A 21946-nucleotide genomic window follows, 5' to 3' on the forward strand; every position below is an offset into this window, starting at 1 on the left:
TCAATTTTGCATCCTTTCATAAAGAAATTTAATATACTGCAGTCATCGGCGCAAGAAACAGTAAACGAAGAAATGGCTGCTGTTTCTCTGTGTTCACAATAAGCAGGACACTTGCTTCACCTTCTGCCGCACTGTAACCGAAGAAAGAAGGGCGGCATGTAAACCTTTTATTTGAAGTTTAGGCGTTCGATGTGACCTCCTTTTTCGACTTAGTATATGCATAAATAAAAAAGTTGAACACCAAAAACAGTGTTGTTTTTTGAACAGGTAACATACTATAGGTTAATTAATTCGGATATATGTAATAAATTTCAATGTATTGGGAAAGATAAAGTAAATAAATAAGAGATTGTTGCCGGTGTTGACGAAAAGCGCAGGAGTGGAACATCATGAAAATAGGAGTTTGGTTAGGCATAATAATTAGCGCATTATTGTCTTTTGCGGTTGCAATATTTTATGAACAGCCGATTCATTGGTATTTATTAGTTCTTCTAATCATCATCGGTTTCTTCATTAATACAATCATTATAATTTTAAAGTTGCAGGATGAATCAAACATAAAAGATGAGTCGAAATAAATCGGCTCATCTTTTATGTTTCAGGAAAAAATAAACCCGTTCCACACTTTTGAAGTTGGTTAAGCCAACATCAAGTGGGGGAACGGGTTAAGACATTAAATTGCTAACAGTTTTTCTAGTTTTTCATTGTCCAGCAAGTTTCCTACCAGGAACTCACCGAATTCGCCGTAACGAGCTGAAACTTCATCAAAGCGCATTTCATAAACGATTTTCTTGAATTGAAGCATATCATCAGAGAATAATGTAACGCCCCACTCATGATCATCTAAGCCGACAGAACCAGTTATAATTTGCTTGATTTTACCTGCATAGCTGCGGCCAATTAGACCGTGGTCATACATCAATTTTTTGCGATCTTCCATAGAAAGCATGTACCAGTTGTCATTGCCTTCACGTTTTTTATCCATTGGGTAGAAGCATACGTATTTTGATTTTGGCAGTTCAGGATATAAACGCGCACGAACATGCGGGTTTTGATATGGATCTTCATCTGATTTACCTGCTAAATAGTTCGATAATTCGACAACGGAAACGTATGAATACGTTGGAATTGTAAAATCGGCAATCGCCAATTTCGCGAATTTTGTTTCGATTTCATTTAGTTCTTCAGGTGTTTCACGTAAAGTCATAATCATGAAATCTGCTTTTTGCCCAATAATTGAGTAAAAAGCATTCGAACCCGTATCTTTATTTAAGTCTTCCAAAAATGCGATAAATTCTTTTGTAGCGGCTTCGCGTTCTTCAGCTGAAACTAATTTCCATGATACCCAGTCCATTGAGCGGAAATCATGTAATGCGTACCAGCCGTCTAATGTAATTGCTGCTTCATTCATCTGTTCAAACACTCCTTGTAAATGAAAATGATTCACAATTAGTGTAGCATAGTTTCAGGGAAAAATATCATTTCAACATTGCAAAATCCGTCAATTCACCAATTTGACATGACTTTAAAATGCGGTATGCTAAAGTGAGGAAAAATTAGGCTAGGAGTATAAAATATGAATGATTTTTTGCAGCAAACAATGTGGCGTTTTATCGATCAGTCGATCAGCGCGAATAAACGCTCGCCATTAGAGTCCTTTGCAATGGATGATACACTTTGTCATCTTGTCGGTCAGAAAATGACCAATTCGACAATACGTACGTGGGTTCATCATGACGCAGTGGTTCTTGGCATTCAAGATCACCGCTTGCCTTATATTGAGCAAGGAATGGAGACATTGAAGAACAGTGGATATGATCCGATTGTCCGCAATTCTGGAGGACTGGCGGTCGTATTGGATGCAGGAGTTTTAAACATTTCGATTGTGTTAAATGAGGACAAGCCGTTAAGTATTAATAATGCGTTTGAAATGATGGTTGCATTAATTCGTCAGTTATTCCCTGAAATTGCAACGAAAATAGAAGCATATGAAATTGTTGGTTCTTATTGTCCAGGTTCATATGATTTAAGTATTAATGGTCAAAAGTTTGCCGGTATCTCACAGCGTCGTATGAAAAACGGAATTGCTGTTCAGATATATTTATGTGTGGAAGGCAGTGGCAGTGAGCGTGCGGAACTGATTAAACGTTTTTATGAAAATGGTCTGCAAGGCGAGAAAACGAAATTCGAGTATCCGGATATAAAGCCGGAAGTCATGGCTTCACTTCAACAACTGACAGGACAAAACGTGACAGTATTCGAAGTGAATGAAAGGCTTCGTAACCTATTGAGGCAGTGGAATGGACAGCTGTTCGAACTGCCATTGCAGCAAGAGGAAATGGAATTGTACGATTACTATTTAGAGCGCGTGTTCAAACGCAATGAGTCGATGCTAAGTAAATAAGAAAATAAAAAGAGGCGAGGTGCTAATATAGCGCTTCGCCTGAATCATTTAACGATGTTTGGGAAATCAAGTTGCCGTTACGCTCCATTTTGAATGTTGGCGTGGCCTCAGTATCTGTTTCTAGTGCTACAAGTCGTCTTGCGCGGTTCATAATAGAAACAAACTGCTCGTAATCTTCTTTAATCGCTTTATTCTCTTTTTGCAGTGCTGTCAGCTGTTGCTCTAGCTGGCTTTTCTGTTCTGTTAATAGTGATGTCAATTTGCGCCATTTCAATAAATCCTGTTCATTTGAATTCGTATGCTGCAGTTGTACTAAGTATGCAATGACGATATCTAGTGATAATGCCGATAATGGAATCGATGTTGGCTGATTTTCGTTTGACGGCAGTAAGTATACTGGAGTTGTTCTGCGTTTTGTAGCCGTATTCATCATGCGCATACGTTCTTTGCGTTCCTTTTTCGCCTGTGCCAAATCTTCTTCATAAATGCGTCGGACTACAGCATTCCAGCGGAAACCGCAAGCTGCAGCTGTTCTGTTTAGTAAATCCCCAGCTTCCTCAAATGCATTTAATTGTGTACTACCTTCTTTTACATGGCGTAAAACAGCCTCTGCTAACAGCTCATCATTCTCTTTCACCCATGCGTCTTGTCTTGTTTTTGTCATAAAAAACTCCCCCTGATTAATAATAGTTTTGTTGTTGTAAATCTATCATGTCCAAAGGGGAAAACATTTATTCAATATATCGTAAATTGTTGCTAGAATGATGAGAAATATGTTCCTAGCAGAACTTTGAACGGAATTGCTAGGATAAAGCTTGAATGAAATAAGCAAAATAAGATACAATAGCAAATAGGTTAAAACAGCGAAAATAGCACATAGAGAGGTGTTGACACTATGGCAAACTTATTCCACGTTTGCGATGAATGTCAGGCCGTTAATTTAAAGACGTTAATTCCAAAATTAAAAGAAATTGATCCAGAAGCAACGATTGAAATTGGCTGTCATTCATACTGTGGTCCAGGCCGCAAAAAAACATTTACATTTGTAAATAACCGTCCAGTTGCCGCATTAACTGAAGAGGAGTTAATGGTAAAGGTACTCGACAAATTGAAAAAGTAACAGCGTAAAAAGGACGCGTTCTGAAAGATTTTCAGAACACGTCCTTTTTGCGTTTTCGGCGGATTCATTTCTATTTCACTGACATCTCACTTATAATGTTGTTAAGAGATAAGGAGGTGGGCTATGTTGATGACATATGCAAAAACAAAACTGCAAGAGGAAAAAGTTTTTAAAGACCCTGTCCATCGCTATATTCACGTTCGGGATCAAGTCATCTGGGATTTGGTCAAAACAAGAGAATTTCAGAGATTGCGCCGTATCAAGCAGCTTGGTACGACGTATTTAGTGTTCCACGGAGCTGAACATAGCCGATTTAATCACTCATTGGGAGTATATGAAATTGTCCGTCGAATCGTGGATGATGTATTTAAAGGAAGAAAAGAATGGGATGATTCTGAGCGTCTACTCGTATTATGTTCCGCATTACTGCATGATTTGGGGCACGGGCCGTTCTCTCATGCATTTGAGAATGTATTTGAAACAGACCATGAATATTTTACGCGTCAAATTCTGCTGGGGGACACAGAGGTAAATGCCGTGCTCCGTCGAGTGGCCGATGACTTTCCGGAAAAGGTCGCGCAAGTGATTGAAAAAACGTATCCAAATGAATTGGTTGTCAGCCTAATTTCCAGTCAGATCGATGCAGACCGTATGGATTACCTGCAGCGTGATGCGTATTATACGGGTGTCAGCTACGGACATTTTGATATGGAGCGTATCATGCGTGTTATGCGTCCACGTGCAAATGGTGTTGTTATAAAAGAAAGCGGAATGCATGCGGTCGAGCATTACATCATGAGCCGCTACCAAATGTATTTGCAAATTTACTTCCACCCGGTGTCAAGAAGTGCGGAAGTCGTGCTGAATCATATTTTAAAACGAGTGAAAGTGCTGTGTAAAAATGATTATCCATTTAAATATGAACCGACACCTTTTATATCCTTTTTCAGAGGGAATGTCACATTGGAAGACTATATTGCGCTCGATGAAAGCATTATGCTGGCGTACTTCCAATTTTGGATGGGAGAAGACGATGAAATTTTACGGGATTTATGCCGAAGATTCGTCAATCGGAAACTGTTCCAATATACGAATCTGAATCCTTACAAGCTGCCTGAAGTATATGCACAGCTGCAACGTCTATTTTTGCAGGCTGGCATTGATCCGGAATATTATTTAGTGCACGATTCCACATCGGATTTACCTTATGACTTTTACCGCCCCGGTATTGAAGGGACGAAGAAGCCAATTTACTTGCTAATGCAGGACGGTATGCAGCGTGAACTATCAGAGGAAAGCCAAATCGTTGAAGCAATTGCCGGTCGCATCAAAGTCGACCATAAAGTGTATTACCCGGAAGAGTTATTTACAGACGAGCGGATTCCAGCTACATTGCGGAATGAAATAAAACAGCTCATTGAGGAAGCGTAACGGGTGCAGGAAAGGTCCATAGTTTGAGTGAATAGATGGAAAACCTTCGCTCAGTTAAAAAAGTCAATACCGCAAAATTAAAAACACCCCAATTTTCCCTAAAGAAGATTGAGGTGTTTCGATTATTAATTAACTGAAATTCAACGCCAGCTTAACCATTATTGGTCGCTATAGCGTACGCCACCTTTAGCATAGTGGTTTTTAGACATTTCTTCAATAATGATTGATACATTTTCTACTGGTGCGTCAACTGTTTTTGAAACAGCTTGTGTAACTTCTTCTACGAGCGCGCGTTTTTGTTCATCAGTGCGGCCCTCAATCATTTTAATTGTAACGATTGGCATAAAGTCGCCTCCTAGTTAAAATATAGTGTATAGTATTTATATTAGCGTATTTGGAGGGATTTACAATGGCAAATGAAGAAAAACCAAAACCGAAAATGGGTTTTACGATAATAAAAAATGATCCTACCGATGGGCATAAAGGATTCGGTATTGGTTCACTTTCTTTGGAAAATGTATCGCCGGTCATTGTCGATGTCGCAGAAGGAACAGCAATTGTTGATATCGGAGCAATGCATGCGAAAAGTGAAGTAGAGCGCGGCATTAAGTTTACAATGAACCGTGAAGATTCAGCTGGCGGAAAAGATTACTGGCTTGTATGGGTAACAATAGACCATAAAGAATCAGGTGCTTATTTTGCCGGTGTGACAGCATGTGAAATGGTCGTAAACCGTGAAAAACGCCGTGGCTATAAAATTTTGGCAGACCATGTGAACAGAATGGATAAATCAATGAAGCGTCACATTATTGTAGACCATATGGATGAGCCGTCAAAGAAAATACTGGCCGACTTCCTGAAAAGCCACAACGAAGAAATGTGGAACAACAGTGATGAGAAATTGAGACAGGATTTAGCATAAAGCTGCACCTTGAACGAAATAAACATCTTACAATAATATTACAAAATTCAGTGAACAATATGTGACATTTCAAATTCTACCAAAATCCGTAGTTGAAACTGGTTCTAAAAGAAAGTAAACTGATTTTAAAGCTTGCGAAATAGTAGGCTAGGACATGTGGGAAATGAAACAGGTTGAGCAGTATGCGGCATTTGAACCTTCCCAAGCCGAATGCCCCATGGTTCTCAACCATTCATTCACCACAATAGAAAAGCTCTTTCGTGTCACGGACTAGAACCGGATACGAAAGAGCTTTTTTAATTATTTAATTTATTCCCAAAAGTTCCGCAATGCTTCAAAAGGCAATGATTCAAAGAAATTACCCCATGAATCCTGATTGAAAAGATCGAATGATGCACATGATTCTGTTGGTACATCTTCAGTTTTCATGTAAACAATACGCTGGCTTGAGCACGACTCGTGCGCCAGTTTACCCGTCCGAATATCGACCGTTACAGGCTCTACACCATTTGGCATTGTAAATGTTTCGTTTGCTTTTCCATCAAGCGCTGTTTCCATAAAATCTATCCACACTTGCTTCGATGCGGCCATATCTGTCTGGACAGATAATGTTTTGCCTTGGTCATAGCCATTCCATACACCTGCCGTTAAGCTTGGTGTAAACCCAATCATCCATTGGTCACTATTTGTCGTTCCTGATTTGGCTGCATATGTGTGGCTCATACGTGAACGCAATGATAATCCAGTTGCCGGAGAATAATCACTGAACACAGGATCGAACATACCTGTCATCATTTGCGTTAAAATAAATGCATCCTGTTTAGAAATTACTTGTTCTTTTTCAGGTTTCTTATATTTGTAAACGACTTTTCCTTTTGCATCGGTAATCGACAATACAGTAATCGGTTGTCGTTTTTCTCCGCCTGCAGCAATGATATTATAGGCGTTTGTTAAATCATACAGCGAGTTTTCGGCAGTTCCAAGTGCAATGGAAGGTATATCCTTTTCGGAATAGTTGAGCCCGAAACGTTTCTGGACATCCCGGAAAGATCGGTAGCCGATGTTTTCCAGTGCTTTCACCGCATAAATATTGTCGGAAATGGCCAATGCCTGTGCCATGGAAAGCTCATGGTCAGCATACTTCTTATTGACGTTTTGCGGTGTATAAGTTGCTCGTCCACTATCATACGTAAAGGTCGTTTCGCTCACATCCAAGAAGGACATAGGTGTGAAATCCTTTTCCAGTGCGGCTGCATACAAAATCGGCTTAATGGCAGAACCAGGCTGTCGGTTACCTAACGCAACTCGGTTAAACGAACTTATACTGTAATCACGTCCGCCGACAAGTGCTGTTACAAACCCTGTATCTGCTTCCATGCTCACAAATCCAACCTGCAATTCACTGTTGGGCATATTCGTTTTGATCGCATTTTCCGCTGCTCGTTGATGTGCCTGGTTAAGCGTTGTTTGAATTGTCCATCCACCTTCACTAATACTCAAGTTTTTCTTTTCTAAAATATCGCTTGCTTCTTCCCATACAACATCCAAAAAGTAAGGAGCGATTGATTTATTTGCAATCCAATCATCACTTTTTAAAGCAACATGTTCTGAAGTGGCATGAGTTTTTTCTTCGTCTGTAATTTTCCCTTGTTCATTCATCAACCGCAAAATTACTTGCTGACGATTTGTCGCCTTTTCCAAGTTATTAATCGGCGAATAATACGTCGGTCCTTTTGGCACACCAGCAAGCATTGAAGCTTCGGCTAATGTCAGATCCTTTACGGATTTGCCGTAGAAGTAACGGCTTGCAGCTTCAGCACCGTACATTCCGTGCCCATAATAAACCGTATTTAAATAGCCTTCTAAAATTTCTTCTTTTGAGTAAAATAACTCCAACCGATAAGCAAAAAGGGCTTCATTTAATTTTCGGTTCCATGTTTTTTCATGAGTTAGATAAAGGTTTCGTGCATATTGCTGTGTCAGCGTACTGGCACCTTGCACTTTCCCACCGGCTTTAATATCCGCTAAAACGGCCCCTGCGATCCGGGAAAAGTCAAAACCGCTATGCTCGAAGAAATCTTTATCTTCAACAGCAACAGTAGCATCAATAAGGTAAGGTGATATTTCATCCAGGTCTGTCCAGTAGCGACGTTCCTTTGTAAAATAGTCACCAATCTGATTATGGTTGCTATCTAAAAAAATTGAAGCTTTCGGAACGGTAAGCGGCGGTGCTCCGGCAACTTGCGCATATATACGTAATGAAAGGAACATAACAGCGAAAAAACATAAAAGGGCAATCATAAAGAGTCCGATTTTTTTCGCGAAATTTTTTCGCTTTTTTCGTTTTTTAAATTGCTGTCTTTTCAAGTTTTTCCACCTCATTTCTTTTTTAATAGAGAGCAAACTAAATTTAGTCAATTACAAAAAGTAATGAAAATTCTATTGCACTTTTAATGAAAACAACTATACTTTTTCGTAGCGCACCTTACGAATTTAGTCGTATACGCAGCTATTACAAAAGCAATCCATAATGTCGAATTATGTCAGTTGCTCTTAATTATACGAAAATAGCGAAACAAAAGTTTCATATGTTAGATTTAGTATGAGCAACTTCTTCTATCGCTATGCATTCTAAATTAAGAAATCGGTTTAAAATACGTAATTAAAAATAGAGAAAGGTATAGGTGACTGTAAATGAGATTTGATGAAACTTACGCAGGAAATATGTTTATTAAAAGCCACCAAAACTATGAAGAAAGTAAAGCCGTTTTATACGGCATGCCAATGGACTGGACAGTTAGCTACCGTCCCGGTCAACGTTTTGGTCCGGCCCGAATTCGTGAAGTATCGGTTGGTTTAGAAGAATACAGTTTTTACTTGGATCGTGAGCTGGCAGATGTACCGTTTTTTGATGCGGGGGATATTCCACTGCCGTTTGGGAATCCGGAAAAATCATTAGCGGAAATTAAAACGTTTGTCCGTAAAGTACTGGCAGACGATAAAATTCCAGTAGGGATGGGCGGGGAGCATTTAGTATCACTGCCGGTAATGGAAGCTGTCTATGAAAAGTACGAAGATTTAGCGATTATTCATTTTGATGCACATACAGATTTACGTACGGATTACGAAGGGGAGCAATACTCACACGCAACACCAATTCGTAAAATTGCCGATACAATCGGACCGGACAATGTTTATTCATTTGGAATTCGTTCAGGCTTAAAAGAAGAGTTGCAGTGGGCAAAAGAAAAGGGCATGCACATTTCATTATTTGAAGTTTTCGAGCCATTAAAACAAGTATTGCCTACATTAAAAGGTCGCAATGTTTATGTAACAATCGACATTGACGTATTGGACCCTGCACATGCACCTGGGACAGGCACGGTTGATGCTGGCGGTATTACTCCAAAGGAACTTTTAGCAGCAATTCATGAAATTGCACGATCTGAAGTAAATGTTGTCGGCTTTGACCTAGTTGAAGTGGCACCAATTTACGACCATTCCGAAATAACAGTAAATACAGCTGCAAAATTGATTCGTGAAATGATTTTAGGCTGGGTAAAATAGCACGGGTTTATAAAACATAGATATAGTAAGGCATTGCGGGGTTAACTGCTAATGTTATTTTGAAGGTACTCTACGGAGTACCTTTTTTTATTGAATTTTGAGGAGGTGTTGATGCATACAGCATGGTTAACTTGGGAGAAATTAATAGGGAATAATAAACAACCAAAAGTACACTTGCAAAGTATACTAAAAAGCATGGTATCCCATTCGGGACGATACAGAGCAGATGAATACATTGATCTTCATTTAGACAAATGCTTATGTTCGAAAAAATGTGCCAGGTTACAGTTCAATCTTAAAGGGGTAAAGAATGGTATGCTGCTGCCATGACCAAGTGAAATCGGTTGATTCGGGTATTTCGAGGCATTGCGCTAATAACGAAGCATATAACGCATCGATAAAACCCCAAATTATACATAAAGTATTGCATCATACGAGGTGCCAACTGTCAGTAAAAGCCAGATTGATTGGGGTCTGCAGGAGGCGTGGAAATAAGACATTGCAACAGGACGTAGCGAACTTTGTTTATTTGTTCGGCTACTAAACGGGTATAGCATGCCAGAGCCAAGTTAGAAATAGGAGTGTTTATGTTGGAAAAGGGTCATATTGTATTAATAATTTCAGTACTAGTAAATGTACTGTTGTTAGGAACAGGGAGCTATGTGGTGAGAAATATCGGTGGACTTGAAGTTGTTAAAACAAAAATGCAGTCAAAACCTTCTCCCAATAAGGATTCTGCTTATTACTTTACGAAAAAAAGCGTCTTTGAACATTCGTCAATTAGTAATATTGATAAAGTATTCATTGGTGACAGTATTTCCGATTACGGAGAATTCCAGGAATACTTTCCTGGTGAGGTTGTGCTGAATCGGGGAATCCGGAATGATTGGACAAAAGGTGTATTGAACCGTATACAGGAAGTAGTGGACCGAAACCCGAAAGAGGCGTATTTAATGATCGGTGTCAATGATATCCGTTATGGAACAGAAGCCGAAGTATTTAAAAGTAACGTCGAGAAAATCGTGGATTCGTTTGAAGGAAAAGATACAAGTCTCGCTATTCAATCAATCCTGCCTGTGAATAACGGGTTATTAGGAAATGAAGTGACAAATGACAAAGTGAAGCGGTTTAATATTATTTTGCAAAAGATTGCGGATGATAAGGGAATTGAGTATATCGATCTGCATTCGAGCTTTACTGATAAAAACGGGCAACTGAATAAGCAGTTCACTGGTGATGGGCTTCATTTAAATGGGAAAGGGTATGAAGTTTGGGTCGATCGGCTTCGCTCAAAATAAAATCAATTATAAAAAAGCTGAACCTCGGAGATGAGGTCCAGCTTTTTTACGTCGGAATCGGTGTCTTTTCTTTCTTGTTTGAAAACCCGCCAACCAGAATTTTTCCGTTCGGCAGCAAATTTTTGATTAAAATTGAAACAATGATAGGAATGAATATCCCGATCGTTGTGTAACCAATAAGCCCATACGTGAAATAATCATTTAGTATAATATCTGCAAATATATGCAAATACATAATGGAAAGCGAGTGATTTTCTATTTTCTGCAGCCAGTTAATCGACAGTTTTGCTGCGAGCAACTGGAAGCATCCTACTAATACAATTGTAAATGATATGGGAATGACTAAATCTAATATAAAATGGTCATACCGTAAGAACTTCATACTCAATCGGTAATCGATGATATTAATTCGATCAAGCAATACCGCCGTTGCACTCAGGAACAAGGCCGTACTCATCCATCGTTTTGAAATATCCATCCATAGATGTTTGAAATAATACCCGATTGCAAAATAGATGATTGCCATCAGCGCCACATCGAGGTTCCAAATCATTGGAATCGATTGCGCTGCTTCGGAGGGTTTGCCGCCGATGACTTTCATAGCGACGATGCTCTCAAAATTTCCGAGAACATAAAAGAGCCCTAGAATGATAAACTGTTTCTTCCGATTGAAGTAGGTCGTCAACCACATGAATAATAGGTAGGTGAAGAATAATGTCGTCACAAACCAGAAAACACCATATGCTCCTCGAACAAAACGCCCCCCTATGACAAGTGTCCATAAATCATTAAGATACCATTCTAAATTCCAATTGCCTGAAAAAATCTCCATTCCATAACGGACTAGTGTAATACTTGCAAGGAAAAATAGGTAAGGGACGATTAATTGCATAAAACGCTTGTGAATCGTCGGCTTTATCTCCTTTTTATCTAAAATCGGCTTAAAGAACAAACCGCTTAATATGAAAAATGCAGGCATATGAAACCAATAAATATATTTCGCGAGTGGAAAGTCGAGCTCTCCTGGATAATGCCCGATGACGACAAGGATCATTAAGAATCCTTTCGTAATATCCACCCACGTTATCCGTTTATTCTTCATTAATCCACCTCTTAAAAAAATATGCTCCCATTATATACCCTCTTTTCGTGTGAATAGCGCAATGTAACAGCATCGTTATGTAATTGTTAAATAAACGGTAAATCACGGATATAAAGGATTCTTATGGTGTCATAAATCATTCATCTTACAAAGTGGGAATTTAGGCTGGGTAAAATAAGAAAAAAGGTGTGTTAAAAGTCTTGAAAACTTTTAACACACCTTTTTAGTATCGCTGTTTCATCTGGTTGTAATGGCAGATCTGAATATTTGCCTGATGCTTTGCTCTCAATAAGGCTTCGTATGAAAAGCGGTAAAGCTCTTTAACGCTCTGTCCATTTTGCGGAAAAGAACAGATACCAATTGCAAGAACGAGCTGACTGGATGGATAATTTTCAAAAGTGAGCTGCTGTACAGCTTTATTGATTGCGTTGGCTAAAGTGACCGCTTCTGCAGGTACCAAATGCGGCAGCACGACATAAAACTCATCACTATCAATTCGCCCGATCAGCGCATTTTTCGGCAGCTGGTCTTTCATTAGTTTTGAGACTTGGACAAGCACCTCATCGCCAGCTTTATAGTAATACATATAATTCAATTCACGAAACTGACGAATATCGATATGAAGGAGCTCAAATGGAATTTTTGCATTCACAAATAATAATAACTTCTGCTCAATCGCAATATTATTCGGTAGCTGTGTAAGCAAATCCGTTTTCCGCATTGCGTATATTTGTCTGATTTGTTTATTTTTATGTTCAAGCTGCATTAAGATTTTTCTAACTGCAAAAAAAGTGATGGTCGAAACAGCAAAGTAAAGGATTAAATAGAACAGATTATTTATTTGAAAACGGTCATAAATAATGAGGACGATAATGTGTTCGATCGTTATAACGAAAAAATAGACCGGTAAATTTTGATAGGTAATCGGACGTTTGAATGCGAAAAAACATGCAATGACTGTCACTACTAAAGTATTCAGCATGATAATGAACGACAATACTGATGTGTACAATAAAACATACCGACTGATCACAATCATAAAACCTGTAATGAAAATTGAAACAGGTCCTCCAAGCAAACCACTGAAAAGTACAAATATAATCCGATTGTTTATTAGCATACCGTGAGCATAGGGAGTAGCCAATGCAGTCAAAATAAAGGCGGCACATCCGAATGTCACGCCGACGATAATGGACTTGTATTTATGGATGAAAGGATTATCTTCATATTGTATAAAAGGCCAGAAAATTAAAATCGTAAAGCAAAATAGAATCGAAAAGTTGATTGTTAGCTCCAAAAACATGGCATCACCCCTTGGTAATGTATCGTTACCCCTTATTTTAGATTATTTATATGGAAATAAGAAGATAGTTTTGTTTTTGCCTGCTGTTTTGCCATAACTAAATTTTCCAGGAGCTCCAAAGATGTTTCCCCATTATCAGGAAATGAACTAATTCCAACCGTAACAGAAATATGTAAAGATAAATCTTGGGATACTTCGAACGGCTGTTGGGCAATCATATTAATTAGATTATTGGCCTCTACAATCGCAATAGCAGGAGGTACATCCTTTAATATGAGAAGAAACTCCTCACCGCCTAATCGGCCAACATATGCTCCATTTTTATTGGCATATTCCATCAAGTGTTGGGCAAGTTGTTTAATAACAAGATCACCTGTAGAAAAACCATGCCGTAAATTTATCATTTTAAAATCCCGAATATCGACGAGCAATAAATTGAAAGAGGTTTTCTTTTTCATCAGGTTTTTGACAAATTTCTCATTTTCCTTATTGTTTGGCAACTGTGTCAAAAAATCGATCTTTTTCAAATAAGTCGTCTGTTGTACAGTATCATTGGCAAGTTTTATTTGGCGAATGACAAAGTAAATGAAATAAAATGAAAAAATCGTAAAGATGCCATAAAGCAATAAGTATTCATAGCTTTTAGTATGGAAGCAAAGCCCGAGAAATAATGCGATAAATGTTTCAATAAAGCATCCCCAAAAAAATAAAAATATATTTTTTTGCGTCATTTTATATTTACTTGTGACAAAGAATAATATCAGAACAAGTACAATAAAGTTAATATTCAGGAACATCGGTACCCATGCCAAATATGGCAGGAAAAAAAGTCCGATTCCTATAATCAGACCACTGATCAGAATAGCAAATGGCCCGCCTAAAAGACCACTGTATAACACCGGAATATACTGAATGTTCATCATGAAATCATTCGTAAGGTGAACAGCAGAGAACGTCAGCACAAGGCCGGTTACACCAAACTTCAATCCAATTACATAAGGCTTCGTTCGACTGATGAATGGTGTCTGTCTAAAGTAGTTGATAAATGGCCAATAAATTAAAAGTGTAAACGTAAATAATATACAGAAGTAAGATAGTAATTCGATTAACATAATAAGCTCCTTTATACACTAATCATTACTGTTCCGAACGAAAATTGCTATAAAAATAGTGGAATTGAAGGAAAATTGTCCAAATCAAGATGATTGAGGGAGTAAGCGCAAAGTTAAGTTCGTTGTTGCTTAAAGAGATATACTTATCCTATAATAAAAAGGTTATAGAAATATATGTATAGGAGCTGACTGCTATGGCGAACGAGAGCGGGAAAACAGTCAAAATTAAACTAGTTTCCTCAATCATTCCAACCGAGGGCGAGCTTGAACAATATGAAATGTGGCTTGAAGGCAGTTGTGTGGAAAAAGGGAACAGTCATTATCTGCGCTATGAGGAAGTTCAGGAGGATCTGCAAATTCAAACGACGATTAAACTGAATGAAGCGAATTCGTTTATTATGCGAAAAGGCGGTGTGAACATGCGTTTGCCTTTAAATCCGGACTTACGCGAGAATGGTCATTATGAAAGTCCATTCGGCTCATTACCTCTTGTTACCGATACACATCAGTTAGCCATAGAAGTAGTACAAAGCGAAAAAGTGTCAGGGCAATTTAAAACGCAATATGACCTTATCATAGGTGGCAACTCAGTTGGCCATTACAAATTAGATATTCAATTTACGGAGGTATAACGATGAACGCAGTAGAACAATTACAGCAATCGATTAAAGCAGCACTCAAAGCGGCAATCGATCAAGCAGGCCTAGTAGAAGAAGGCACGGAAATCAATATTCATTTAGAAACACCAAAGGATAAAGCAAACGGAGACTTCGCAACAAATATCGCAATGCAATTGACAAAATTGGCGAAGAAGCCACCACGTGCAATAGCTGAAGCAATTTTAGCGCATTTAACGACTGAAGGTACAGATATTGAGAAGATTGAAATTGCCGGACCAGGTTTCATGAATATCACAGTACGTAAAGACTTCTTGGCAAGTGTAGTTACAGCTACATTTGAACAAGGCGAAAACTACGGTCGTTCAATTGCAGGCGCAGGAGAAAAAGTACAAGTTGAGTTCGTATCTGCTAACCCGACTGGTGACTTGCATTTAGGACATGCGCGCGGTGCATCTGTAGGCGATTCATTGTGTAATGTATTGGATTTTGCTGGTTTTGATGTATCACGTGAATATTATATTAATGATGCGGGTAACCAAATTAATAACTTGGCGTATTCGTTGGAAGCACGTTATAAGCAAGCGTTAGGTATGGAAGCAGAAATGCCGGAAGACGGATACCACGGTCCGGATATTATCGGAATCGCTGGTAAGCTGGCTGAAGAATACGGTGCGACGATTTTGGACAAGTCCGATGAAGAACGCTTTAAATTTTTCCGTGAGCACGGCTTGAAACTGGAATTGGCAAAACTGCAAAACGACCTTAAAAACTTCCGTGTTGAATTCGATGTTTGGTATTCAGAAACATCTTTATATGAAAACGGTAAAATCGATGTAGCGTTAGACAAACTAAAAGCAAATGGTCATGTGTTTGATGAAGACGGCGCAACTTGGTTCCGTTCAACAACATTCGGTGATGATAAAGACCGTGTATTAATTAAAAACGATGGTTCATACACATATTTAACACCGGACATCGCTTACCATGAAGACAAACTGCGTCGTGGATTTGATAAACTGATCAATATTTGGGGTGCTGACCACCACGGCTATATTCCACGTATGAAAGCGGCAATCGAAGCACTTGGCTATGACCGCGGCACATTGGAAGTAGATATTATCCAAATGGTTCAGCTATACAAAAACGGTGAGAAATTCAAAATGAGTAAGCGTACAGGTAATGCTGTAACGATGCGTGAGTTAGTAGAAGAAGTAGGCTTGGATGCTGTACGTTATTTCTTCGTTAAAACGGCAGGGGATTCACATATGGACTTCGATTTAGACTTAGCGGTATCACAATCGAACGAAAACCCAGTATATTATGCACAGTATGCACATGCGCGTATTTCATCGATTTTACGTGCAGCTAACGAGCAAGGTTTCGAAGCTTCATTGGAAAACCTGAACTTGCTAGTAGCAGAAAAAGAAGAAGATGTACTGAAAAAAGTCGGCGCATTCCCGCAAATTGTGGCAGATGCAGCAAAACACCGCACACCACACCGTATCGCAAACTATATTCAAGACTTGGCAGCTGCATTCCATAGCTTCTACAATGCAGAAAAAGTATTGAACCAGGATAACAAAGAGCTGACAGAAGCTCGTTTAGCATTAATCACAGCAGTAAAAACAACATTGGCGAATGCACTGAAACTAATCGGCGTAAGCGCACCTGAAAAAATGTAATTCAACTATTTAAAGCACTCTATTTTCTGTATACGAAAATAGGGTGTTTTTTCTTTGAGGATTGTGAGATTTCTACTTTAAGCGTGATTCGTTTTACGTTTCGAGAGCAACAGTTCTCCTTTTGAGGTGCTATCTTCCACATTAAGTTGAATCAGTTCTCCTTTTTCCGTAATTTGTTCCAATTCCGCCAGCAAACCTTCCAATTACAAAACAGGGAAACGCATCTAGTGTAATCCCTATAAAGGAACTGGGGATATCTATTGACTTGTAATTTCTCGAAACGTACTATTAAATTTGACTTCTATATACAGGACAATAAATATGAGGTGGTGCTTTCCATGAGCAAGGAATTATTTATTCAAACCGACGAGCAGCAACAATGGCTGAAAAAGCTAGAAACAATATCACAGAGCGTGATAGTAAATGCTCAGCAAACAGATGAACAAGCAACATTTCCATTTGAAAATTTCCGGAAGCTGCGCGAAATCGGCTATACAAAAATAACGCTGCCAAAGGAATATGGCGGGGATGGCTTCACAGTCTATGATGCGCTATTACTGCAGGAAACATTGGCGAGCTATTGCGGAAGCACCGGGCTGGCTGTTTCGTGGACAATTCAAAATGTAGGCGAGATTTTCGAAAATCGTTACTGGGATGAACAAAAGCTCGACTGGTTTGGTGAACAGGTTGCAAATGGCGCGACAGTCAATCGTGCGGTAAGCGAGTTTGCGATGGGAAGTCCAGTACGTGGCGGACGTCCGGGAACTTCAGCAAAACGTGATGGGGATTATTATGTAATTAATGGACGTAAAAACTATACGAGCGGTGCACCGGACCTCGACTATTTTTTAGTTTCGGCATGGATTGAAGATGAGGGACAGCTAGGATTTTTCCTCGTTCCGAAAACGGCTGAAGGGGTATCGGTCGAAAATACATGGGATGTTGCATCAATGCGTGGTACGGGAAGCGATGATTTAGTGCTCGATAATGTACGAGTTGATAAAACAAACTTAGTGGAATTACCGAATTATTCAACCGGATTTAAACTGAACGGCTGGTTGCTGCTTATCCCGGCAACCTATTTAGGCATTGCCCAGGCTGCACGCGATTACGCAGTTAATTTTGCGAATAGCCATTCCCCCAACAGTATTCAAGGAACGATTGCCCAGCTGCCAAATGTACAAACGCTGATTGGCGAAATGGATTTGGCGTTGACGAGAGCGCGCTTTACGCTTTACGGAGTTGCGGGACTATATAATGACCCGATTAAAAAGGCGACACTAGTCAATGAAATCAATATTGCGAAACATGTAGTGACAAATACAGCAATTGAAGTTGTCGATAAAGCGATGCGTCTTGTTGGGGCAAAAAGCCTGCAAAGATCAAATCCGCTTCAACGCTATTACCGTGATGTCCGTGCAGGTCTGCACAATCCGCCAATGGATGACATTACGATTAAACGTTTAGCTGAAACGGCAATTGAAAAAGCTTAAAAGCAAAGGGGGAAGCAGTTCTTTTATTCGTAATTTCAGCGAAATAAGAAGAATTATCTGAAACTTTGGCGATTGAGCACACATTTTTATGAATATCAGCTATAATAGAGCTATTAATTTTATATGGACGATAAAGGTTCTTGCTCACTGATAGAGTAAGGAGTAAAAGGGAAATCGGTGCAATTCCGATGCGGTCCCGCCACTGTAAATGCTAGTTGAGAGCAGTATGCCACTGAAAAACTTTCGGGAAGGCGCTTATCAACGTTATGCATAAGCCAGGAGACCTGCCTTTATAATGCCCTAAAATAAACCTACGAGGATAGGATGTGGCGGATAAATTCTTTTTCCATTGAATTTTATTTGCATACGTAAAGCTTCCTTCAATTTTAGTAGGAAGCTTTTTATTTTTGTAGAAAATTATACAACGAAATTTTGGAGGTTATTATTTTGAAAAAATGGCAACTGCTATCTTCCGCAGCATTACTTACATTAACATTGGCGGCATGCAACTCGGAAAAAGCAACAGATGAACAATCAGCAAAAGACAATACAGAAATAACTGAAGCAGCACAATTCCCGGTAACTATAAAAGATGCCTTGGACAAAGAAATCACGCTTGAAAAAGCACCAGAGCGCATTATTACATTGGCTCCATCCAATACGGAAATTTTATTCGGACTAGGGTTAAACGATGAAATTATTGCTGTGAACGACAATGATACATATCCTGAAGAAGCATTATCTAAAGAATCAGTTGGCGGCATGGAATTTAATCTAGAACAAATAATTAGCCTGCAGCCCGACTTAGTTGTCGCACATGAATCGGGATTGTACAGCTTCAATGAACAGGCGATTGCTCAGCTTGAATCAGTAGGAATTCCTGTATTTGTTGTAAAAGATGCGAAAACATTTGAAGAAACATATGAAACAATTGAACAAATTGGCAATTTGACGAATAAAGAAAAAGAAGCAGAAGAAATGATCATCTCCATTAAAGAGGGGATTGAAGAAATTGAAGTGAAAGTAGCCGACCTGGAAGAGAAGTCCGTATTTGTTGTTGTTGGGACAAATCCGCAACTATATGTTGCTGGACAGGAGACGTTCATTAGTGAAATGCTTGATATATTAAATGTAGAAAATGCCGTTCCGGAACTCGGGTGGCCGCAGTACAGCTCGGAGCAATTTGTAAAGAGCAATCCGGATATCATTTTAGTAACATATGAAAACGACTTGGCAGCAATCGAGGAAAATGATGCATATGCAGAAATGGATGCTGTGAAAAACGCCAATGTGAAATTAGTCGATAGCGATACGACAAGTCGACAAGGTCCGCGTATTGTAGAAGGTATTGAATCAATTGGGGAAGCAATTTATCCAGAGGTATTCAATGAATAAAAAATATTCAATCGCCTATGTACTATCGATTGGATTGCTTTTAAGCAGTATATGGATTGGCATTTCGTTCGGGTCAGTTAATATTCCGTTTTCGACATTGTGGGATAAAACAACAGATCCGGTTGCATACAGTATTTTGTGGAAAATCCGAATGCCACGCGTCATTTTAGCCGCATTAATCGGGGCTTCTTTAGCAATTGCGGGGGCAGCATTCCAAGGGTTGCTTAAAAACCCTTTGGCAGATCCATACACATTAGGTATTTCATCAGGGGCCTCGGTAGGTGCGGTAATGACAATCTTTTTAGGCATTTCCATACCGGTGCTCGGTGTATTCACTTTGCCGGTATTCAGTATGGCTGGAGCTGCATGTACGATGATCATCGTCCTGACATTTGCCAGACTTGTTGACCGCTCGATGAAAATGGAGACGCTGATTTTGACGGGAATTATTTTCAGCTCGTTTTTAGGGTCCTGTATTTCCTTAATGGTCGCACTTACTGGTGAACAGCTACGAGAAATCATCGGCTGGCTTCTAGGAAGTGTATCGATGCGAGGGTGGCCATATGTCCGGATGGTTCTGCCATTTATGGTGCTTGGTACAGCAATTATTTGGCTGACTCGCCGTGAATTGAATGCGATGATTTATGGAGAAGAGCGTGCCCAGTATTTAGGGGTAAATGTTAAGCGCAGCAAGTATATGATATTGGCGGGTGGTTCCATTCTAACAGGAGCGGCTGTTGCTGCATCCGGGACAATTGGATTTGTCGGATTAGTAGTACCGCATATGATTCGCCTGCTAATCGGAGCAGACCATCGACATTTATTGACATTGTCGTTTTTGAACGGTGCAAGCCTGCTCGTCATTTGTGACTTAGTATCACGTACAATTATTTCCCCTATTGAACTGCCGATTGGTGTTATTACTTCCTTTATTGGAGCACCTGTCTTTGCCTATATCTTCTTCAAGCAACGTAGAAAGGTTGTTGCATAATGTTAAAAGTAAATAATCTATCCGGCGGTTACGGTGGGAAAACAGTTGTGAAAAATATGACGTTTCACGTGGAAAAAGGAAGAATTCTCGGGATTCTTGGTCCAAACGGCAGTGGAAAATCGACATTACTGAAGATGATCAGTGGTGTGCTGAAATGTGAAACAGGCGAAATTTTCATTGAAGAGAAACCGCTTAAAAGCTATGATAACAAGCAATTAGCGAAAAAGATGGCCGTACTCCCCCAATTAAATGCAAGCGCATTTACAAACAGTGTATATGATGCGGTTTCGTTAGGACGCTACCCTCATCAGAGCGGTTTTTTTTCATCTTGGACGGAAGAAGATGAAACGACGGTACAGCGGGCGATGGAAAGCACAGGTGTTTCGCAATATAAAAATCAATACTTGGAGTTTTTATCCGGCGGCGAGCAGCAAAGGGTATTTATTGCACAGGCACTTGCACAAAATTCGGAGCTGCTTCTATTGGATGAACCGACAAACCATTTGGATATCGCGCATCAAAAGCAGATTTTGGATATGATTCGGATGCAAGTTGAGGTGCATGGGCTGACAGTTGTCTCGATTTTCCATGATATTAACTTGGCATCGCTTTATTGTGATGAGCTGCTGCTATTGGAAAATGGTGAAGTACGGGCGTATGGCGAACCGCATGAAGTCGTGCTGCAAGAGCAGATTGCCGATGTGTATCAGGCTCGAATTGCGACATATCCCCATCCGGAACTGCCAAAACCGCAAATTACGATGCTGCCAACGAATGAAATGGAAAGAAAAGCTGCGGCAATCCATATCAACAAGTTTCAAATAACTAAAGACTATATCGAATATCAGGCACAGGCACCGCTAAAAGTAATTTCATCAGCTGTTCATAATGCCGGCATAGGCTGGTATGACACATTACTCAACCGTTCCATTGCTCCTGAATACGATATTTATAATGTGAAAGAGGAAACGGAGCATTTTTTGAAAGAGCGCAAGTTTTCTCCAACAAATACGGTCGTCATGCTGACAGCCGTGGAAACAAGCTGCGCGGCAATTCGTCATTTTTCGAAAAATAATGCAGAAATCCTTGTCATGGTAACAGCAGGGGTAGGCAACAGTGTTGACGTTACAAAAACATATTTGCGCGAAGAAGAGCCACATATCGGTACGATTAATACATGGGTAATCATTAATGGTAAGCTGACAGATGAAGCATTTATTCAGGCGATGATTACGGCAACAGAAGCCAAAACGAAAGCATTGGCAGATCAGCAAATAAAAGATGCAGTAACAAATACGATAGCAACAAGCACCGCAACGGACAGTTTATTAATTGCCGCTACCCAACAAGGTGAAGAAATGCCGTATGCCGGACCTATTACAGAAATCGGCAAACTGATCGGCCGGGCCGTTTTTGAAGTGACGATCGAGGCGATTAAGAAATATAAACAGCATAATAATAAATGAAAAACCTTAAAAGAAAAAGCGTACGCATGGAAAAAGAGTG

General features: G+C 39.6%; 21 protein-coding genes and 1 riboswitch. Of the genes, 14 read left to right on the forward strand and 7 right to left on the reverse strand.

All coding sequences use genetic code 11. The features are described from left to right. Positions 1 to 389 precede the first annotated feature (389 nt). Entirely contained in the window at positions 390 to 578 is a 189-nt protein-coding gene (locus MKY07_RS02680; RefSeq protein WP_339263704.1) for a hypothetical protein, read from the forward strand. A 95-nt stretch (positions 579 to 673) separates the two neighbouring features. On the opposite strand, the gene hemQ is transcribed toward MKY07_RS02680, so the two are convergent. Beyond that, entirely contained in the window at positions 674 to 1411 is a 738-nt protein-coding gene (gene hemQ / locus MKY07_RS02685) for a hydrogen peroxide-dependent heme synthase (protein WP_008404556.1), read from the reverse strand. 165 nt (positions 1412 to 1576) lie between these two features. On the opposite strand from hemQ, the gene MKY07_RS02690 reads away from it, so the two are divergent. Continuing rightward, a complete protein-coding gene (locus MKY07_RS02690) occupies positions 1577 to 2404 on the forward strand; it encodes a biotin/lipoate A/B protein ligase family protein (protein WP_339263705.1) in 828 nt (275 codons plus the stop codon). Positions 2405 to 2426: 22 nt separating this feature from the next. On the opposite strand, the gene MKY07_RS02695 is transcribed toward MKY07_RS02690, so the two are convergent. Continuing rightward, entirely contained in the window at positions 2427 to 3068 is a 642-nt protein-coding gene (locus MKY07_RS02695) for an RsfA family transcriptional regulator (RefSeq protein ID WP_014824752.1), read from the reverse strand. Between the two features lie 231 nt (positions 3069 to 3299). Between MKY07_RS02695 and MKY07_RS02700 the strand changes: the two genes are divergently transcribed. Together MKY07_RS02700 and MKY07_RS02705 are read left to right on the forward strand one after the other, a co-directional pair. Further along, positions 3300 to 3524: a DUF1450 domain-containing protein gene (locus MKY07_RS02700; RefSeq protein WP_008404549.1), complete on the forward strand. Its 225-nt coding sequence runs from the start codon at positions 3300 to 3302 to the stop codon at positions 3522 to 3524. Between the two features lie 123 nt (positions 3525 to 3647). Further along, positions 3648 to 4955: an HD domain-containing protein gene (locus tag MKY07_RS02705; RefSeq protein ID WP_339263708.1), complete on the forward strand. Its 1308-nt coding sequence runs from the start codon at positions 3648 to 3650 to the stop codon at positions 4953 to 4955. Between the two features lie 158 nt (positions 4956 to 5113). Here the strand turns inward: MKY07_RS02705 and MKY07_RS02710 are convergent, their stop codons facing one another. Beyond that, on the reverse strand, positions 5114 to 5299 hold the full coding sequence (locus tag MKY07_RS02710; protein ID WP_008404547.1) for a 2-hydroxymuconate tautomerase: 186 nt from the start codon (positions 5297 to 5299) through the stop codon (positions 5114 to 5116). 65 nt (positions 5300 to 5364) lie between these two features. Here MKY07_RS02710 and MKY07_RS02715 point away from each other — a divergent pair, with 65 nt between their 5' ends. Further along, positions 5365 to 5877, forward strand: coding sequence for a YwhD family protein (locus MKY07_RS02715; RefSeq protein WP_008404546.1), 513 nt, complete (start codon positions 5365 to 5367; stop codon positions 5875 to 5877). Positions 5878 to 6186: 309 nt separating this feature from the next. Here MKY07_RS02715 and MKY07_RS02720 read toward each other — a convergent pair whose 3' ends face one another. Beyond that, positions 6187 to 8244 carry a PBP1A family penicillin-binding protein gene (locus MKY07_RS02720; RefSeq protein ID WP_065216632.1) on the reverse strand — a complete coding sequence of 686 codons (2058 nt, stop codon included), beginning with the start codon at positions 8242 to 8244 and terminating at the stop codon, positions 6187 to 6189. Positions 8245 to 8571: 327 nt separating this feature from the next. Here MKY07_RS02720 and speB point away from each other — a divergent pair, with 327 nt between their 5' ends. The 3 genes from speB to MKY07_RS02735 all read left to right on the forward strand — a co-directional run bounded on the left by speB (position 8572) and on the right by MKY07_RS02735 (position 10742). Further along, positions 8572 to 9444, forward strand: a complete 873-nt coding sequence (gene speB, locus MKY07_RS02725) for an agmatinase (protein ID WP_339263709.1) — start codon at positions 8572 to 8574, stop codon at positions 9442 to 9444. Positions 9445 to 9555: 111 nt separating this feature from the next. Next, complete coding sequence (locus MKY07_RS02730) at positions 9556 to 9774, forward strand: hypothetical protein (protein WP_339263711.1); 219 nt, start codon at positions 9556 to 9558, stop codon at positions 9772 to 9774. 257 nt (positions 9775 to 10031) lie between these two features. Beyond that, positions 10032 to 10742 (forward strand): GDSL-type esterase/lipase family protein, encoded by a 711-nt coding sequence (locus MKY07_RS02735; protein WP_339263713.1) that lies wholly within the window; start codon positions 10032 to 10034, stop codon positions 10740 to 10742. A 46-nt stretch (positions 10743 to 10788) separates the two neighbouring features. On the opposite strand, the gene MKY07_RS02740 is transcribed toward MKY07_RS02735, so the two are convergent. The 3 genes from MKY07_RS02740 to MKY07_RS02750 all read right to left on the reverse strand — a co-directional run bounded on the left by MKY07_RS02740 (position 10789) and on the right by MKY07_RS02750 (position 14259). Next, a complete protein-coding gene (locus tag MKY07_RS02740; RefSeq protein WP_339263714.1) occupies positions 10789 to 11844 on the reverse strand; it encodes an acyltransferase family protein in 1056 nt (351 codons plus the stop codon). Positions 11845 to 12067: 223 nt separating this feature from the next. Beyond that, on the reverse strand, positions 12068 to 13147 hold the full coding sequence (locus MKY07_RS02745; protein WP_339263715.1) for a diguanylate cyclase: 1080 nt from the start codon (positions 13145 to 13147) through the stop codon (positions 12068 to 12070). Between the two features lie 32 nt (positions 13148 to 13179). After that, positions 13180 to 14259 carry a GGDEF domain-containing protein gene (locus MKY07_RS02750; protein ID WP_065216627.1) on the reverse strand — a complete coding sequence of 360 codons (1080 nt, stop codon included), beginning with the start codon at positions 14257 to 14259 and terminating at the stop codon, positions 13180 to 13182. Between the two features lie 194 nt (positions 14260 to 14453). On the opposite strand from MKY07_RS02750, the gene MKY07_RS02755 reads away from it, so the two are divergent. From MKY07_RS02755 to MKY07_RS02780, 6 genes are all read left to right on the forward strand, one after another. Next, positions 14454 to 14891 carry a DUF1934 domain-containing protein gene (locus MKY07_RS02755; protein ID WP_339263718.1) on the forward strand — a complete coding sequence of 146 codons (438 nt, stop codon included), beginning with the start codon at positions 14454 to 14456 and terminating at the stop codon, positions 14889 to 14891. Positions 14892 to 14893: 2 nt separating this feature from the next. Continuing rightward, positions 14894 to 16561: an arginine--tRNA ligase gene (gene argS, locus MKY07_RS02760; RefSeq protein WP_339263719.1), complete on the forward strand. Its 1668-nt coding sequence runs from the start codon at positions 14894 to 14896 to the stop codon at positions 16559 to 16561. A gap of 338 nt (positions 16562 to 16899) precedes the next feature. Continuing rightward, complete coding sequence (locus MKY07_RS02765; RefSeq protein ID WP_339263720.1) at positions 16900 to 18054, forward strand: acyl-CoA dehydrogenase family protein; 1155 nt, start codon at positions 16900 to 16902, stop codon at positions 18052 to 18054. Positions 18055 to 18171: 117 nt separating this feature from the next. After that, positions 18172 to 18361, forward strand: a riboswitch (cobalamin riboswitch). A 140-nt stretch (positions 18362 to 18501) separates the two neighbouring features. After that, positions 18502 to 19449 carry an ABC transporter substrate-binding protein gene (locus MKY07_RS02770; protein WP_339263722.1) on the forward strand — a complete coding sequence of 316 codons (948 nt, stop codon included), beginning with the start codon at positions 18502 to 18504 and terminating at the stop codon, positions 19447 to 19449. After that, positions 19442 to 20440, forward strand: a complete 999-nt coding sequence (locus tag MKY07_RS02775) for an iron ABC transporter permease (protein ID WP_008404523.1) — start codon at positions 19442 to 19444, stop codon at positions 20438 to 20440. The genes MKY07_RS02770 and MKY07_RS02775 overlap by 8 nt, the downstream gene beginning before the upstream one ends. Then, entirely contained in the window at positions 20440 to 21906 is a 1467-nt protein-coding gene (locus tag MKY07_RS02780) for an adenosylcobinamide amidohydrolase (protein ID WP_339263723.1), read from the forward strand. Before MKY07_RS02775 ends, MKY07_RS02780 begins: the two co-directional genes overlap by 1 nt. Positions 21907 to 21946: the final 40 nt, after the last annotated feature.

The sequence above is a fragment of the Solibacillus sp. FSL W7-1472 genome (genome assembly GCF_037969775.1).
GTDB lineage: Bacteria > Bacillota > Bacilli > Bacillales_A > Planococcaceae > Solibacillus > Solibacillus silvestris.

Coding starts and splice junctions, on each gene's coding strand:
- MKY07_RS02730 (WP_339263711.1), top strand. CDS start 9,556: ATGCATACAGCATGGTTAACTTGGGAGAAATTAATAGGGAATAATAAA.
- MKY07_RS02745 (WP_339263715.1), bottom strand. CDS start 13,147: ATGTTTTTGGAGCTAACAATCAACTTTTCGATTCTATTTTGCTTTACG.
- MKY07_RS02715 (WP_008404546.1), top strand. CDS start 5,365: ATGGCAAATGAAGAAAAACCAAAACCGAAAATGGGTTTTACGATAATA.
- speB (WP_339263709.1), top strand. CDS start 8,572: ATGAGATTTGATGAAACTTACGCAGGAAATATGTTTATTAAAAGCCAC.
- hemQ (WP_008404556.1), bottom strand. CDS start 1,411: ATGAATGAAGCAGCAATTACATTAGACGGCTGGTACGCATTACATGAT.
- MKY07_RS02735 (WP_339263713.1), top strand. CDS start 10,032: ATGTTGGAAAAGGGTCATATTGTATTAATAATTTCAGTACTAGTAAAT.
- MKY07_RS02755 (WP_339263718.1), top strand. CDS start 14,454: ATGGCGAACGAGAGCGGGAAAACAGTCAAAATTAAACTAGTTTCCTCA.
- MKY07_RS02690 (WP_339263705.1), top strand. CDS start 1,577: ATGAATGATTTTTTGCAGCAAACAATGTGGCGTTTTATCGATCAGTCG.
- MKY07_RS02710 (WP_008404547.1), bottom strand. CDS start 5,299: ATGCCAATCGTTACAATTAAAATGATTGAGGGCCGCACTGATGAACAA.
- MKY07_RS02705 (WP_339263708.1), top strand. CDS start 3,648: ATGTTGATGACATATGCAAAAACAAAACTGCAAGAGGAAAAAGTTTTT.
- MKY07_RS02695 (WP_014824752.1), bottom strand. CDS start 3,068: ATGACAAAAACAAGACAAGACGCATGGGTGAAAGAGAATGATGAGCTG.
- MKY07_RS02700 (WP_008404549.1), top strand. CDS start 3,300: ATGGCAAACTTATTCCACGTTTGCGATGAATGTCAGGCCGTTAATTTA.
- argS (WP_339263719.1), top strand. CDS start 14,894: ATGAACGCAGTAGAACAATTACAGCAATCGATTAAAGCAGCACTCAAA.
- MKY07_RS02750 (WP_065216627.1), bottom strand. CDS start 14,259: ATGTTAATCGAATTACTATCTTACTTCTGTATATTATTTACGTTTACA.
- MKY07_RS02780 (WP_339263723.1), top strand. CDS start 20,440: ATGTTAAAAGTAAATAATCTATCCGGCGGTTACGGTGGGAAAACAGTT.
- MKY07_RS02765 (WP_339263720.1), top strand. CDS start 16,900: ATGAGCAAGGAATTATTTATTCAAACCGACGAGCAGCAACAATGGCTG.
- MKY07_RS02740 (WP_339263714.1), bottom strand. CDS start 11,844: ATGAAGAATAAACGGATAACGTGGGTGGATATTACGAAAGGATTCTTA.
- MKY07_RS02680 (WP_339263704.1), top strand. CDS start 390: ATGAAAATAGGAGTTTGGTTAGGCATAATAATTAGCGCATTATTGTCT.
- MKY07_RS02775 (WP_008404523.1), top strand. CDS start 19,442: ATGAATAAAAAATATTCAATCGCCTATGTACTATCGATTGGATTGCTT.